General features: G+C 66.2%; 16 protein-coding genes. 7 read left to right on the plus strand and 9 right to left on the minus strand.

Annotated features, from left to right (window positions below):
• Positions 1-102 precede the first annotated feature (102 nt).
• Genes QP457_RS05640 through QP457_RS05655 form a run of 4 tightly spaced genes read left to right on the plus strand, consistent with a single transcriptional unit; the run spans position 103 to position 4,038 of the window.
• Positions 103-993 carry a TIM barrel protein gene (locus QP457_RS05640; protein ID WP_205405124.1) on the plus strand — a complete coding sequence of 297 codons (891 nt, stop codon included), beginning with the start codon at positions 103-105 and terminating at the stop codon, positions 991-993.
• Positions 994-1,019: 26 nt separating this feature from the next.
• Positions 1,020-2,705 carry a GMC family oxidoreductase gene (locus QP457_RS05645; RefSeq protein ID WP_205405004.1) on the plus strand — a complete coding sequence of 562 codons (1,686 nt, stop codon included), beginning with the start codon at positions 1,020-1,022 and terminating at the stop codon, positions 2,703-2,705.
• A complete protein-coding gene (locus tag QP457_RS05650; protein WP_205405003.1) occupies positions 2,705-3,280 on the plus strand; it encodes a gluconate 2-dehydrogenase subunit 3 family protein in 576 nt (191 codons plus the stop codon). The genes QP457_RS05645 and QP457_RS05650 overlap by 1 nt, the downstream gene beginning before the upstream one ends.
• Positions 3,265-4,038: a DUF1080 domain-containing protein gene (locus tag QP457_RS05655; RefSeq protein WP_205405002.1), complete on the plus strand. Its 774-nt coding sequence runs from the start codon at positions 3,265-3,267 to the stop codon at positions 4,036-4,038. Before QP457_RS05650 ends, QP457_RS05655 begins: the two co-directional genes overlap by 16 nt.
• A gap of 10 nt (positions 4,039-4,048) precedes the next feature.
• Here QP457_RS05655 and QP457_RS05660 read toward each other — a convergent pair whose 3' ends face one another.
• The 5 genes from QP457_RS05660 to QP457_RS05680 are packed head-to-tail and all read right to left on the minus strand — an operon-like array spanning position 4,049 to position 8,685.
• Positions 4,049-4,336 (minus strand): cytochrome c, encoded by a 288-nt coding sequence (locus QP457_RS05660; RefSeq protein WP_205405123.1) that lies wholly within the window; start codon positions 4,334-4,336, stop codon positions 4,049-4,051.
• Between the two features lie 28 nt (positions 4,337-4,364).
• Positions 4,365-5,231, minus strand: a complete 867-nt coding sequence (locus QP457_RS05665; protein ID WP_205405001.1) for a sugar phosphate isomerase/epimerase — start codon at positions 5,229-5,231, stop codon at positions 4,365-4,367.
• A gap of 19 nt (positions 5,232-5,250) precedes the next feature.
• On the minus strand, positions 5,251-6,375 hold the full coding sequence (locus QP457_RS05670) for a Gfo/Idh/MocA family oxidoreductase (protein WP_205405000.1): 1,125 nt from the start codon (positions 6,373-6,375) through the stop codon (positions 5,251-5,253).
• A 12-nt stretch (positions 6,376-6,387) separates the two neighbouring features.
• Positions 6,388-7,605, minus strand: coding sequence for a nucleoside permease (locus QP457_RS05675; protein ID WP_205404999.1), 1,218 nt, complete (start codon positions 7,603-7,605; stop codon positions 6,388-6,390).
• A 27-nt stretch (positions 7,606-7,632) separates the two neighbouring features.
• Positions 7,633-8,685, minus strand: coding sequence for a sugar phosphate isomerase/epimerase family protein (locus QP457_RS05680; RefSeq protein WP_205404998.1), 1,053 nt, complete (start codon positions 8,683-8,685; stop codon positions 7,633-7,635).
• Between the two features lie 95 nt (positions 8,686-8,780).
• On the opposite strand from QP457_RS05680, the gene QP457_RS05685 reads away from it, so the two are divergent.
• Positions 8,781-9,788 (plus strand): LacI family DNA-binding transcriptional regulator, encoded by a 1,008-nt coding sequence (locus tag QP457_RS05685; RefSeq protein ID WP_205404997.1) that lies wholly within the window; start codon positions 8,781-8,783, stop codon positions 9,786-9,788.
• A 40-nt stretch (positions 9,789-9,828) separates the two neighbouring features.
• On the opposite strand, the gene QP457_RS05690 is transcribed toward QP457_RS05685, so the two are convergent.
• The 4 genes from QP457_RS05690 to QP457_RS05705 form a co-directional block, all read right to left on the minus strand.
• Positions 9,829-10,221: a DoxX family protein gene (locus QP457_RS05690; RefSeq protein ID WP_205404996.1), complete on the minus strand. Its 393-nt coding sequence runs from the start codon at positions 10,219-10,221 to the stop codon at positions 9,829-9,831.
• A 135-nt stretch (positions 10,222-10,356) separates the two neighbouring features.
• Positions 10,357-11,379 carry an ACR3 family arsenite efflux transporter gene (arsB, locus tag QP457_RS05695; RefSeq protein WP_205405122.1) on the minus strand — a complete coding sequence of 341 codons (1,023 nt, stop codon included), beginning with the start codon at positions 11,377-11,379 and terminating at the stop codon, positions 10,357-10,359.
• A 14-nt stretch (positions 11,380-11,393) separates the two neighbouring features.
• Positions 11,394-11,900 carry an arsenate reductase ArsC gene (locus QP457_RS05700; RefSeq protein ID WP_205404995.1) on the minus strand — a complete coding sequence of 169 codons (507 nt, stop codon included), beginning with the start codon at positions 11,898-11,900 and terminating at the stop codon, positions 11,394-11,396.
• Between the two features lie 15 nt (positions 11,901-11,915).
• Entirely contained in the window at positions 11,916-12,245 is a 330-nt protein-coding gene (locus QP457_RS05705; protein WP_100551807.1) for a metalloregulator ArsR/SmtB family transcription factor, read from the minus strand.
• A gap of 17 nt (positions 12,246-12,262) precedes the next feature.
• On the opposite strand from QP457_RS05705, the gene arsH reads away from it, so the two are divergent.
• On the plus strand, positions 12,263-12,994 hold the full coding sequence (gene arsH, locus QP457_RS05710) for an arsenical resistance protein ArsH (RefSeq protein ID WP_205404994.1): 732 nt from the start codon (positions 12,263-12,265) through the stop codon (positions 12,992-12,994).
• A gap of 148 nt (positions 12,995-13,142) precedes the next feature.
• A complete protein-coding gene (locus QP457_RS05715) occupies positions 13,143-14,108 on the plus strand; it encodes an AI-2E family transporter (protein WP_240196513.1) in 966 nt (321 codons plus the stop codon).
• Positions 14,109-14,141 lie beyond the last annotated feature (33 nt).

Below are 14,141 nucleotides of genomic sequence, written 5' to 3' on the forward strand. Positions count from 1 at the left end.
GCACTGCGTCTTGCAAAAAAACAATTTCCTCTCCATGGTGCAATCGATTGCATTGCAGCGAAATCGTCAGCGTTTGATACCGGTTGGGAGGCCGGAAAGTGGATGTCCATCCATTCGATCAGACCGGGCCCGGGGCTCACGCGACGCGATGCGCTGCGCATCGCGGTTGCCGGCAGTCTCGGCCTCGGCGCTGCGGGCGTTCTGCCTGCGTTTGCAGCCACTGCGCCGCTCAAGGGCAACCTGAAGCATTCCGTGGCCCGCTGGACCTTCCCGCAGCTGTCGGTCGCCCAGCTCTGCCAGACGGTGAAGGGCATCGGTTTTGCCGCCATTGACCTGGTGGGCCCGGAGGATTGGCCCACGCTGAAGGCCCATGGCGTCTACAGCTCGATGTGCAACGGCGCCGAGCTGGGTCTCACCAAGGGCTTTGCCGGCCGCGAGTTCCACGACCAGCTGGTGGAGCGCTACACGCGGCACATCGATCTGGTCGCCGATGCCGGCTATCGCAACCTCATCTGCTTTTCCGGCAACCGCAACGGCATGGACCCGCAGGAGAGCATGGCCAACGCCGAGGCTGGCCTCAAGCGCATCCTCGGGCATGCCGAGAAACGTGGCGTGGTGCTGGTGATGGAGCTGCTCAACTCCAGGGTCGATCATCGCGACTACCTGTGCGACCACTCCGCTTGGGGCGTGGCGCTGTGCAAGCGGCTTGGCTCGGACAACTTCGGCCTGCTGTACGACATCTACCACATGCAGATCATGGAGGGCGACATCATCGCCACCATCGGCAGGCACCACGCCTGCTTCAAGCATTACCACACCGCCGGCGTGCCTGGACGGCATGAGATCGGGGACCAGCAGGAGCTCAATTACCCCGCCATCTGTCGCGCGATCCGCGACACCGGTTTCGATGGTTATCTGGCGCAGGAATTCATGCCTGCAGCGCCGGATCCCGTCGGCTCGCTGCGCGAGGCGATCCGCCTCTGCGACGTCTGAAACGATATCCACCAGGTGAGAGATCCATGGCAGACAATCATTACGACGCCATCGTTGTTGGCTCGGGAATCAGTGGCGGTTGGGCGGCGAAGGAATTGACCGAGAAGGGCCTGAAGGTCCTGATGCTGGAACGCGGACGCAACATCGAGCACGTCAAGGACTACGTCAACGCGATGAAGGAGCCGTGGGATTTTCCGCATCGCAACCGGCCTACACAGGCGATGAAGGCTGCCTTCCCGGTATTGATGCGCGACTACGCGCTGGCCGAGAACCTGCAGGGCATGTGGGCCGACGAACAGGAATCGCCCTACATCGAGACGAAACGATTCGACTGGTTCCGCGGCTACCACGTGGGTGGCCGTTCGCTGATGTGGGGCCGTCAGAGTTATCGCTTCTCTGACCTGGATTTCGAAGCGAATCTGAAGGACGGCATCGCCACCGACTGGCCGATCCGCTACGCCGACATCGCCCCCTGGTACGACCATGTGGAGAAGTTCGCCGGCATCGCCGGCACGCGTGAGGGACTGGATGTGTTGCCGGACGGCGAGTTCCTGCCGCCGATTCCCTTGAACGTCGTCGAGAAGGATGTGGCCGCGCGTATCAAGAAGGCCTTCGGCGGAACGCGCCACATGATCCACTCGCGTACCGCCAACATCACCAAGCCCATGCCCGAGCAGGGCCGCGTCAACTGCCAGTACCGCAACAAGTGCATCCTGGGCTGCCCCTTCGGCGCCTACTTCTCGACCCAGGCAGCGACGCTGCCGGCGGCGATGAAAACCGGCAACCTGACCCTGCGGCCCTTCTCGATCGTCAAGGAAGTGCTCTACGACAAGGACCGCAAGCGTGCGCGCGGCGTGGAGGTCATCGACGCAGAGACCGGGCAGACCTACCAGTACACCGCCAAGGTGATCTTCCTCAACGCGTCCTCCTTCAACTCGACCTGGCTGCTGATGAACTCGGCCACCGATGTGTGGGAAGGCGGGCTGGGCTCTTCGTCCGGCGAGCTCGGGCACAACGTGATGGACCATCACTTCGGTGCGGGCGCCTCCGGCCGGGTCGAGGGCTACGAGGACAAGTACTACTTCGGGCGTCGTCCCTGCGGTTTCTATATTCCGCGGTTCCGCAACGTCGCCACTGACAAGCGCGGTTACCTGCGCGGGTTTGGCTACCAGGGCGGCGCCAGCCGCACCGGCTGGTCGCGCGAGATCGCCGAACTGAACATCGGTGCCGACCTGAAGGAGGCGCTGACCGTGCCGGGTGACTGGCGCATCGGCATGACCGGCTTCGGCGAAATGCTGCCGCACCACGACAATACGATCCGCCTGGATCGGGACCGCAAGGACAAGTGGGGGCTGCCGGTACTGGCGATGGACGTAGCCATGCGCGCCAACGAACTGGCGATGCGCAAGGACATGGCCGCCGATGCCGCCGAGATGCTGGAGGCGGCTGGCGTCAAGGACGTGGAGATGCACGACAACGACTACGCCCCGGGCAAGGGCATCCATGAGATGGGGACCGCGCGCATGGGCCGTGACCGCAGGACGTCCGTGCTGAACCAGCACAACCAGGTATGGGATGCGCCCAACGTCTATGTGACCGACGGTGCCTGCATGACCTCCAGCGCCTGCGTGAATCCGTCGCTGACCTACATGGCGTTGACCGCGCGCGCCGCCGACCACGCCGTGCGCGAACTGAAAGCGGGGAACCTCTGATGGATCGCCGCGAACTGCTGAAGATGATCGTCGCCGCCACCGGCGCGGCCATGGTTGGCCTGCCTGCGCTTGCGCAGGGGCAGGCGCAGGCTGCTGCTAAGAAGATCCACTTCTCCGACGCCGATGTCGGCACGCTGGATGAGATCGCCGAGACCATCCTGCCGCGCACGAAGACGCCGGGGGCCAAGGATGCCGGCACCGGAGCTTTCATGGCGACGTTCGTCAGCGACTGCTACACCGCCCGGCAGCAGGCGACGTTCCGCGCCGGCCTGGCCGATATCGACAAACGCGCCGGCGGCCGCTTCGTTTCACTCGCGCCGCAGGCCCGCACCGAGCTGCTGCGCGTGCTGGATGCGGAGGCCAGAAAGCACGCGGTCGAGGTAACCGAAACCGGCACTGCCGAGGCAGGAGAAGTGATGCCGCACTACTTCACGATGATCAAGCAGTTGGCCATCTTCGGCTTCTTCACCTCGAAGGTCGGCGCAACCGAAGTGCTGCGCTACGTTGCCGTGCCGGGTCGCTATGACGGCGACCTCGCCTATGTTCCCGGCACACCTGCATGGGGGACCGGCTGATGGAGAACGCCATGATCATCCGCCCGCTGTTGCTTGCCGCCGGCCTGCTGGTGGTAGCGCCCGCATTCGCGCAGGCCGGTGCCGATCCTGCGCGCGATCCAAAGAAGACCGAAGTGTGGACGCCAGTGCCCGCAGTGGTGGCCACGCCTCCGGGCAGAGCTCCCTCCGACGCGATCGTGCTGTTCGATGGCAGGGATGTCTCCGCGTGGGAAGCGGAGCAGGGCGGGCGTGTGCCCTGGAAGGTTGCCGATGGCGCCATGACCATCGTTCCGGGCAGCAAGGGCATCCGCACCAGGCAACGCTTCTGCGACATCCAGTTGCATGTCGAGTGGCGCACGCCCACCGATACGAAGGGCTTCGACGGCCAGAACCGGGGCAACAGCGGTATCTTCCTGCAGGAACTATATGAGCTGCAGGTGCTCGACAGTTACAACAACCCGACCTATGCCAACGGCCAGGCGGGCTCGATCTACAAGCAGGCCATGCCGTTGGTGAACGCCTCGCGTGCACCGGGCGAGTGGCAGGCCTACGACATCCTCTGGAAGGCGCCGCGCTTCTCGCCGGGGGGCGGGCTCACCTCGCCCGCGCGCATCACCGTGCTGCACAACGGCGTGCTGGTGCAGGACGATACCGTGCTGGCGGGCAAGACCGAGTACATCGGCGCGCCTTCGTACGCGCCACATGCGTGCGCACCGCTCTATCTGCAGGAGCATGATTCCAAGGTCAGCTACCGCAACATCTGGGTGCGCGAGTTGTAATGGCTGCCTGCTACTTCGCCAGGAAACTGGTGATGTCATCGATCTCCTGTTGTGAGAGCTGAGCGAAGGGCGGCATCAATCCGCCGCCCTTCCTGATCTTGTCCTTGATCTGCGCCGGTTGCAGGCGCTTGCTGACGTCGGTAAGCGCGGGGAATGCGCCCGGCATGCCTGCGCGGTCGGCGCCGTGGCAGGCCGTGCAGTTCGCGGTGTAGAGCTTGGCACCGGCGGCAGGGTCGTCCTTGCACCACGCGCTGCTCGCCAGCGTTGCGCCACATGCCATCACAGCCAGTTTCAGCATCGTCTTCAAGAAGGGGCTCCTTTGCGGGCTAGCGCTGCGCGCTGGCGGGCAGGGTGACGGTCAGGTGTTCACGCAGGTAGTCCGCGCCGGTCTGGATGACCTTGGCCGGGTCGCGTGGCTGGTCGTGCTCGACGATGTACCAGTGCACGCCGGCAGCGGCTGCGGCAGGCAGGATGGTCTTCCAGTCCAGCACGCCCTGGCCCACGGCGGCGAAGCCACCCTCGTCTTCGGCTTGGCCCTTGGGTGCATTGTCCTTGGCGTGTACCGCGAACAGCCGACCGCGGAACGTTGCCAGCATCACCGCCGGATCGAGGCCCGCACGGGCGACCCAGGCCAGGTCCAGCTCGGTCTGCAGGTCGGGCCCGGCGGCTGCGAACAGCAGTTCCAGGCCGGTCCTGCCATTGAAGTCGACCAGCTCGAAATCGTGGTTGTGGTAGGCCAGGCGCATGCCTTTGGCACGTACCTGTTTCGCGATCCTGCCAAGCTCCTGGCCCAGTGCGGTCCAGCCCGCGGCGTCGGTTGGCCGATCCTTCGCATCCAGGTAAGGCACCACCAGCGTGGTGTTGCCGATCGACCGGTTGAAGGCCACCACGCCATCCAGGTCCTTGCGCAGCTCGGCCAATGGCACGTGCGACGAAATCGCCTTGATCGAATACCGGTCCAGCAACTGCTTCAGTTCGGTGGCGCTGACGCCCTGCGTGCCCACCGTTTCCACCGCGTGCACGCCGGCGTCGTGGACGATCTTCAACTGCTGGTCGAGCGGGCCGGCGTTGCGCAGCGTGTACATCTGCACCGCGATCGGCTTCTGCGGGCCCGGAGCTTCGAGTGCCAAGGCAGGCAGGGCAGCGAGCAGCAGCACTGCGAGGGTCGCAGCTCTACGAACAGGGATGTTCATCAACAGATCCTCCGGGGATTCAACCGATGGCGGTCCAGGCGCGCGTCCTGGCCGATGCAATGACACGATCGACAATCTGCGCCGAGCGAACGCCGTCTTCGAAGGTGGGCAGGCCCTCAGGCCGCTCGCCTTCGATGGCGCGATAGGTATCAGCAACAAATGCTTCGAAACAATGGCCGTAGCCCTGCGCGTGCCCGGCCGGCAACAGCGACAACCGGCGCTGTTCGGCACTGCCGGCCCCGGGACCACGCACGAAGACTTCCTCGCGCTGTTCGGGCAGGCCGATCCACAGGCGCTCGGCGTCTTCCTGGTTGAACGCCACGCTGGCCCTGGCGCCATCGATCTCGAACCAGAGGCGGTTATGGCGTCCGGCCGAGACCTGGCTGACCGTCAATGACGCCAGCGTGCCGGCACCGGTCCGGAACATGGCCGCCGCCACGTCCTCACTCGCCACCGCCTGCATCGCGCCGCCGGCCACCGCTGTGGTGAAGCTCTGCCCGGTGTCGGTGCTGCGTTGTGCGATCACCGTGTCGAACGCCGCGCTGACCTCGGTGAAACGCTCGCCGCTGACCCATTCCACCAGGTCGCACCAGTGCGAGCCGATGTCGGCAAACACGCGCGATGTACCGCCCAGTGCCGGGTCCACGCGCCAGTTGTTGCTGGCCGGGTCCAGCAGCCAGTCCTGCAGGTAGCTGCCATGGATCAGGTGCAGCGGCCCCAGTTCGCCCTGCGCGATGCGTGCACGCGCCTCGCGGACCACCGGGTGGTAGCGGTAGACGAAGGGCACCGTGGCGATCAGTCCGGTCGAGGCAGCCAGTGCCGCCAGCGCCTGCGCATCCTCCAGCGTGGTCGCCAGCGGCTTCTCGCAGACCACGTGCTTGCCGGCTTCCAGCGCGGCCTCGGCCATGGAGCGGTGCAGGTGGTTGGGCGTGCAGATGTGCACGACCTGCACCTGTGGATCGGCGACCACCTCCTCGATGTCCCGATAGGCACGCGGAACACCCCACGACTGCGCCACCTCAAGCGCGCGTTGCGGGGAGGAGGCGGCCACGCCACGGATATCGGCGCCGGCCAACAGCGCCGCGCGGCGATGCACGGCAGCGATCATGCCCGTGCCGACGATGGCGATTCCAGGTGTGGGCATCGGTCGAGATCCTCAGCGAGTGGAAGGCGCGGCCGCGACCACCGGCCGGTCGCGGAACAGCAACAGGAAGGCGATCAGCACGACCAGCGCGACGCCTGCGGGGAACAGCCAGATCCGTTGCCAGTCCGGGCCCGCCGCGGTGGTGTAGTGCTCCACCACCGCGCCGGACAGGAACGTGCCGATCAACATGCCCACGCCGTACGTGGCCAGGGTGATGAAGCCCTGCGCGCTGCTGCGCGCGGCGGGGCCGGCATGCGCATCGGTGTAGATCTGGCCGGTGACGAAGAAGAAGTCGTAGCAGATGCCGTGCAGCACGATGCCGATCACCAGCAGCGAGAAGCCGCCACCCGCATCGCCAAAGGCGAACATGGCGTAACGCACCACCCATGCGGCCATGCCGACCGCCAGCATCGTCTTCACCCCCAGCCGCACGAACAGGAACGGCATGGCCAGCATCAGCAGCACTTCGGAGACCTGCCCCAGGGATTGCAGGCCGGCCGCGCCGCGCACGCCCAGATCATTGAGATAGGGGTTGGTGAAGTTGTAGTAGAACGACAGCGGGATGCAGATGGCGATGGAGGCCAGGAAGAACACCAGGTAGGAGCGCGACTTCAACAGCCGCAGCGAATCCAGCCCCAGGATCTGCCCCAGCCCGGCGTCGCGCTGCTGCGCCAGCGGCGGTGTGTGCGGCAGGGTGAACGCGTACAGACCGAGGGCCAGCGACGCCATCGCCGCCATCCGGAAGGTCAACTCAAGCCGGTGCGCCTGCTCCCAGCCCAGCCAGCCGATCAGCACACCGGCCACGATCCAGCCGATGCTGCCGGCCACGCGCACCGGGGGAAATTGTTTCTCGGGCGATTGCATGTGCCGCATCGCCACGCTGTTGGCCAATGCCAGCGTCGGCATGAACAGCAACATGTAGCCCATCACGCAGGCGAAGAACGTGTTGAAGTCCGTCGCCGTGGACGCCAGCCACATCAGCGCCGCGCCGGCCAGGTGAAGTACCGCGAGGATGCGCTGGGCGGCGAAGTAGCGATCCGCGATCAGGCCGACCAGGAAGGGGGCCACGATGGCGCCGATGGACTGGCTGAGGAAGGCCGTCGCCACCTGGCTTGCGCTGGCCTGCAACGGCCCCTGCACCAGGTAGGTGCCAAGGGTCACGAACCACGCGCCCCATATGAAGAACTGCAGAAACATCATCGCGCCCAAGCGCGACATCGCGTGCGTCATGGCTTGCCCTCCCGGGGCGGTATCGGCTCAGATTCCCAGCATGCGGTGCAGTGAAGCGGCGTCCGTGCCGCTGTCGGCAAAGTCGTCGAAGGCGCGCTCGGTCACGCGGATGATGTGGTCGCGGATGAAAGCGGCTCCTTCCCGTGCACCGTCTTCCGGGTGCTTCAGGCAGCACTCCCACTCCAGCACTGCCCAGCCGGGGAAGTCGTACTGCGCGAATTTCGAAAAGATCGCCTTGAAGTCGATCTGCCCATCGCCGAGTGAACGGAACCGGCCTGGACGATCGATCCAGTCCTGGTAGCCGCCATACACGCCACTGCTGGCACTGGCGTGGTACTCCGCATCCTTGACGTGGAAGATGCCGATGCGCGCGTGGTAGCGGTCGATGAAGCCGAGGTAGTCCATCTGCTGCAGCAGCATATGGCTGGGGTCGTACAGGATCTTCGCGCGGGGATGGTGGTCCACCACGTCGAGGAAGCGCTCGAAGGTGGCACCGTCATGCAGATCCTCGCCCGGGTGGATCTCGAAGCACAGGTCCACGCCGCATGCGTCGAACGCATCCAGGATGGGGCGCCAGCGGCGGCCGAGTTCGGCGAAGGCTTCTTCCACAAGACCAGGCGGACGTTGCGGCCACGGATAGAAATACGGCCAGGCCAGCGCGCCGGAGAACGTGGCATGCGCGGTCAGGCCCAGGCGTTGGCTGGCTTTGGCGGCCAGCAGCAGCTGCTGCACCGCCCAGGCTTGGCGTGCGGCAGGATCACCGCGTTTGTCCGGCGGTGCGAATCCGTCAAACAGCGCGTCATAGGCGGGATGGACGGCGACCAGCTGCCCCTGCAGATGGGTGGACAGCTCGGTGATCTGCACGCCATGTCCGGCCAGCATGCCGGCGATGTCGTCGCAGTAATCTTGGCTGTGCGCCGCCTCGGCCAGATCGAACAGGTGGGGCGCGCTGGTCGGCACTTGTAGGCCAGAATAGCCCAGCCCCGCGGCCCATCCGGCCAGCGTGTCCAGCCGATCAAAAGGAGCTGTGTCGCCGATGAACTGCGCCAGGAACAGCGCTGGACCCTTGAGCGTCTTCAACGTGATTCGCCCTCGATGCAATCGATTGCATTATCCTAGCAGGGGCTCACGCAGGACCTGTTGTGCACTGCACAGCGGACAGGAGAACTAACGCCATGGCGACCATCTACGACATCGCAAAGCACGTCGGCGTCTCTGCCGGGACGGTGTCGCGGGCACTTTCCCGGCCGGACAAAGTCCTGCCCGCCACGCGCACGCGTATCGAGCAGGCTGCCGCCGCGCTGGGCTATGTCCCCAACACGGTGGCGAGGACGCTCAAGACCCAGCGCAGCGGCAAGATCCTGGTCACTGTGCCGGACATCGCCAACCCGTTCTTCGCGCAGATCCTGCAGGGCGCGGAGGACGCGGCGCAGGCCGTCGGCTACGCCGTCCTGCTGGGCGATACCCAGAACCTGCCCGAGCGCGAGGAGCGTTACGCGCAGATGCTCCGGCGCAACGAGGCCGATGGCCTGATCGTGCTGGGGCATCGCCTGCCGCCCACGGCACGCGACATCGTCCGGCAGCAGGGCGATGCTGCGCCGGTGGTGAACGGGTGCGAGTTCGATCCCGCGCTGGGCATCCCCAGCGTCCATATCGACAACGCCGCCGCTGCACGCGCGGTGATGGAACACCTGTACGGCCTGGGGCATGAGCGGATCGCCGTGGTAGGCGGACCGCCCGACAATCCGCTGCACACGCAACGGCTGGAAGGGGTTCGCGCCGCCGGCAGGGCGCGTGGCCGCCTGCGCCACCTCAGCGTCGTGCCGGGTGACTTTTCGGTGGAGTCCGGTCATGCGGCCGCGATGGCACTGTTGGCCGTCGCGCCGGCGCCCACCGCGATCTTCTGCTTCAGCGACCAGATGGCGCTGGGCACCCTGGCAGCCTGCCGCGATCTGGGCGTCCGCGTGCCCGATGACCTGTCCATCGTTGGCTTCGATGACCTGGCGTCATCGCGTTACCTGACGCCTCCGTTGACGACCATCAGGCAGCCGATGCGGGAGATCGGCGAGCGCGCGGTCAACCTGCTGCTCGCCATCATCGAACAGGTCGACGTGCCGCGTCAGCAGACGCTGGAGTTCAGCCTGATGGTGCGGGGCTCGACGGCATCGCCGAAGAAGGGGTGAGGGCAATGGCGGCGCGGCATGATGCCGCGCCTTCGCTGCCTCAAGGCCTGCCGCGCTTCGCGTCCACGCTGTAGCGCCCTGGCCCGCTGCACGCCAGCAGCAGGAAGCCGCCGGCGATGGCCAGATTCTTCAGGAACATGATCTGCTGCACTTGGTCGGCCAGCTGGTGGTGGAAGATGAAGGCCGTGACCAGGCTGAAGGCGGCCAGCACCGCGGCCACTGCCCGGGTCTGGAAGCCGAGCAGGATGCACAGGGCCGTGCCGATCTCGAACAGGATGGTGGGCCACAGCAGGATGCCGGGAAGACCCATCGCCGTCATGTAGCCCTGTGTTGCCGCCGGGTCGGACAGCTTGCCCAAGCCCGATACCAGGAACAGCAGCATCAGCAGCACGCGGGCGGCCAGCTTCGCAAGAGAGTGAAGTGATGTGTTCACGGCAACGTCCTCAGGGTGGGCAGCGTGGATGGCGGTCGAGAACCTGTGTGGGCATCGAAGCCCATCACGGGTGAAGTCGGTGTTGAGGCCTGCTGTGCTGGAAGCCTGCGGACAGGCGTACGGCGCGTCCTTGCCTCAGCGCCGCTCATACCACCCGCGCGACGCATTGACGATGCGCACCACCGACAGCATCACCGGCACTTCGATCAGCACGCCGACCACCGTCGCCAGCGCCGCACCGGAATGCACGCCGAACAGGCCCACGGCGGTGGCCACGGCCAGTTCGAAGAAGTTGCTGGCGCCGATCAGCGCCGAGGGTCCGGCCACGCAGTGGGCGACCCCCAGGCGGCGGTTCAGCAGGTAGGCCAGCCCCGAGTTGAAGTAGACCTGGATCAGGATCGGTACCGCCAGGATGGCGATGACCAGTGGCTGCCGCACGATCTGCTCGCCCTGGAAGCCGAACAGCAGCACCAGCGTCAGCAGCAGGGCCAGCAGCGAAACCGGCCCCAGCGTCCGCAGTGCGGACTGCAGGCCGGCCTGCCCGCCGCGGGCCAGCAGCCAGCGCCGCAGCAGTACGGCCACCAGCACCGGCGCGATGATGTATAGCGACACCGACAGCAGCAGCGTGTCCCACGGCACGCTGATCGCCGACAGGCCCAGCAGCAGTGCCACCACCGGTGCATACGCCACCACCATGATGGCGTCGTTCAACGCCACCTGGCTGAGGGTGAAATTGGCATCGCCGCGGCACAGGTTGCTCCACACGAACACCATGGCGGTGCAGGGCGCGGCTGCCAGCAGGATCAGCCCGGCGATGTAGCTGTCGACCTGTGCGGCGGGCAGCGCATCGGCAAACACGTGGCGCAGGAACAACCAGCCCAGCAGTGCCATCGAGAACGGCTTGACCGCCCAGTTGATGAACAACGTCACGCCGATGCCTTTCCAGTGCTGGCCGAGCTGGCGCATCGCACTGAAATCGACCCGCAGCAGCATCGGGATGATCATCAACCAGATCAGCACGGCGATGGGCAGGTTGACCTTGGCCACTTCCGCCGACGCCAGCGCAGCAAATGGCTGCGGCAGTGCGTGGCCAAGCAGGGTGCCGGCCACGATGCACAGCGCCACCCACAGCGTCAGGTAGCGCTCGAACAACCCCATCGGTGCCGGCGCGCTCACGCCTGGCCGTCCTCGGGTTGCACGAAACCGATGCGATCCAGCGCGTCTTTCAACTGCCCGCGGTCGGACCAGATGGCAGCGGGCAATGCCAGCAGGGCCAGCAACCGTGCCTTGACGATGGCATGTGCCTGCGCGAACGCGGCCGCCTTGTCATCCGCGCTGCCCTCGACGGCGGCTGGATCGGGCAGGCCCCAGTGCGTGCGCACGAAGTCGCCGAACACCACCGGGCACGCCTCAGCCGCTGCGGCATCGCAGACCGTGATCACCAGGTCCATCGGCGCGGCATCGGCGAACTCGTCCCACGATTTGCTGCGCAGGCCTGCGGTGGCGATGCCCTCGGCCTGCAACTGGGCAAGGGCGAATGGATTGACCGCGCCGGCTGGCTGGCTGCCGGCGCTGAACACCTCGAAGCGGTGGCCGGCCCACGCCCGCAGCGTGGCTTCGGCAAGAACACTGCGGGCGGAATTGCCCGTGCACAGGAACAGGACGCGTTGGGTGGTCACGAAGCGGATCTCCGGTCAGCAGGCGCAATCAGGGGACGTCGGGCTGCAGGCCGGATCGGGCGAGCCTGCGCAGCAGTTGTGGGTGAGGTACTCGATCAGGCCGGTCATGGCACTGAAGTTGGCGCGGTAGCAGACATTGCGGCCCTGGCTCTCGCTCTCGACCAGCCCGGCCTGCAGCAGCTCCTTCAGATGGAAGCTGAGCGTGGCCGGCGGCACCTGCAGCGCGGTGCCGATGTCGCCAGCCATGCGGCCGGCCGGGCCGGCTTCCACCAGCAATCGGAAGGCGGCCAGGCGGGTGGCATGGCCAAGGGCGGTGAGGGCGGCGATTGCATTTTTCGTTTCCATATTTCTAGAATAGTCGAATGAATGAATCCATCGCAAGTCCCATCCTCCCGAATCTGGCCGAAGCCTCGCTTTCCCAGCCTGACCCGACCCTGCTGGGCGCCGGCCGCGCGCACCCGCCGCGCATCCTGCTGCTGTATGGCTCGCTGCGTCCGCAGTCGTTCAGCCGCAAGCTGGCGATGGAGGCCGAGCGCCTGCTGCGCCACCTCGGCTGCGAGACCCGGGTGTTCGATCCGCATGCGCTGCCCATGCTCGACAGCGTCGGCGCCGATCACCCTGAAGTGCAGCGCCTGCGCGCGTGGTCGCAGTGGTCCGAAGGCCAGGTCTGGATCAGCCCGGAGCGTCACGGCACGGTCACCGGCGTGTTCAAGAACCAGATCGACTGGCTGCCGCTGGAAGATGGCAGCGTGCGCCCGACGCAGGGCAGGACGCTGGCGGTGATGCAGGTCAGTGGCGGTTCGCAGTCGTTCAACACGGTCAACACGCTGCGCGTGCTGGGGCGGTGGATGCGCATGCTGACCATCCCCAACCAGTCGTCGGTGGCCAAGGCATGGCAGGAGTTCGACGAGAACGGGCGGATGAAACCCTCGGCGTACTACGACCGGGTGGTGGATGTGATGGAGGAGCTGGTCAAGTTCACTCTGCTCACGCGGGACCGTTCGGATTACCTGGTGGATCGCTACAGCGAGCGCAAGGGTGATCAGCAGGCGGCCGCATTGGCGCGCTCGGCCGGGGCGGTGGTTGCACGTTGACGGCAGGCGGCGGCCGCAGGGATGCGCGTGTGCGCGGGCGCATCACCTCAATCCACTACCATGGGCCACCCCTCCAGGATGTGCCCCGATGTCGCTCGTCATCCCGACCCTGCCCAAGCCTCCCGCCGCACGCATCGCCGCCTGGCTGATGATGCTGCTGGGCATGTGGCTGGCACTGAAGCTTGGCCTGGTGGTGACCCTGCTGTCGGGCCTGCTGGTGTTCCAGCTGACCCATGTGCTGGCCTCCACCGTGGAAGGCAAGCTGCGTCCCGGGCGGGCGAGGGCGATCGCAGTGATCGTGCTGTCGGCGGTGATCATCGGCGTGCTGGTGCTGGCCGGTATCGGCGTGGCCGCGTTCTTCCGCAACGAGACCGGTGGCCCTGACGTGCTGCTGGCGCGGTTGATGGACATCCTCAACACCTCCCGGCACCAGGTGCCGGCCCTGCTGCAGCCCTACATCCCCGAAGACCTGACGGCACTGCGTGCGGCCGTCAACGACTGGGCCGCCGAACACCAGCGCCAGCTGGGCGTGGCCGGCACGTCAGTGGTGCAGGTGGGGGTGCGCGTACTGATCGGCATGGTGCTGGGCGCGATGATCGCGCTGTACGACGAACTGCCGCTGCCGAAGATGGGCCCGCTGGCGCAGGAACTGATCGGCCGTACCAGCCGCCTGGCCACCGCGTTCCGCCAGGTGGTGTTCGCGCAGGTGAAGATCTCGCTGCTCAACACCGTGTTCACTGCCATCTTCCTGCTGGGCGTGCTGCCGCTGTTCGGCGTGCACCTGCCACTGTCGAAGACGCTGGTGCTGATCACCTTCATCGCCGGCTTGCTGCCGGTGGTGGGCAACATCATCTCCAACACCATCATCACCATCGTCGCGCTGTCGGTGTCGTTCTACGTGGCCATGGCTGCGCTGCTGTACCTGGTGGTGATCCACAAGCTGGAGTACTTCCTCAACGCACGCATCGTCGGCGGCGAGATCCAGGCACGCGCCTGGGAGCTGCTGCTGGCCATGCTGGTGATGGAAGCGGCGTTCGGCCTGCCGGGGCTGGTGGCTGCGCCGGTGTTCTACGCCTACGTGAAGCGTGAACTGGTGGACCAGCGCTGGATCTGACCCGCCTTCACCCGGGCAGAGCGCTACACTGAT

This window comes from Stenotrophomonas sp. As-7 (assembly GCF_030291015.1).
GTDB classification, from domain to species: Bacteria; Pseudomonadota; Gammaproteobacteria; order Xanthomonadales; family Xanthomonadaceae; genus Stenotrophomonas; species Stenotrophomonas lactitubi.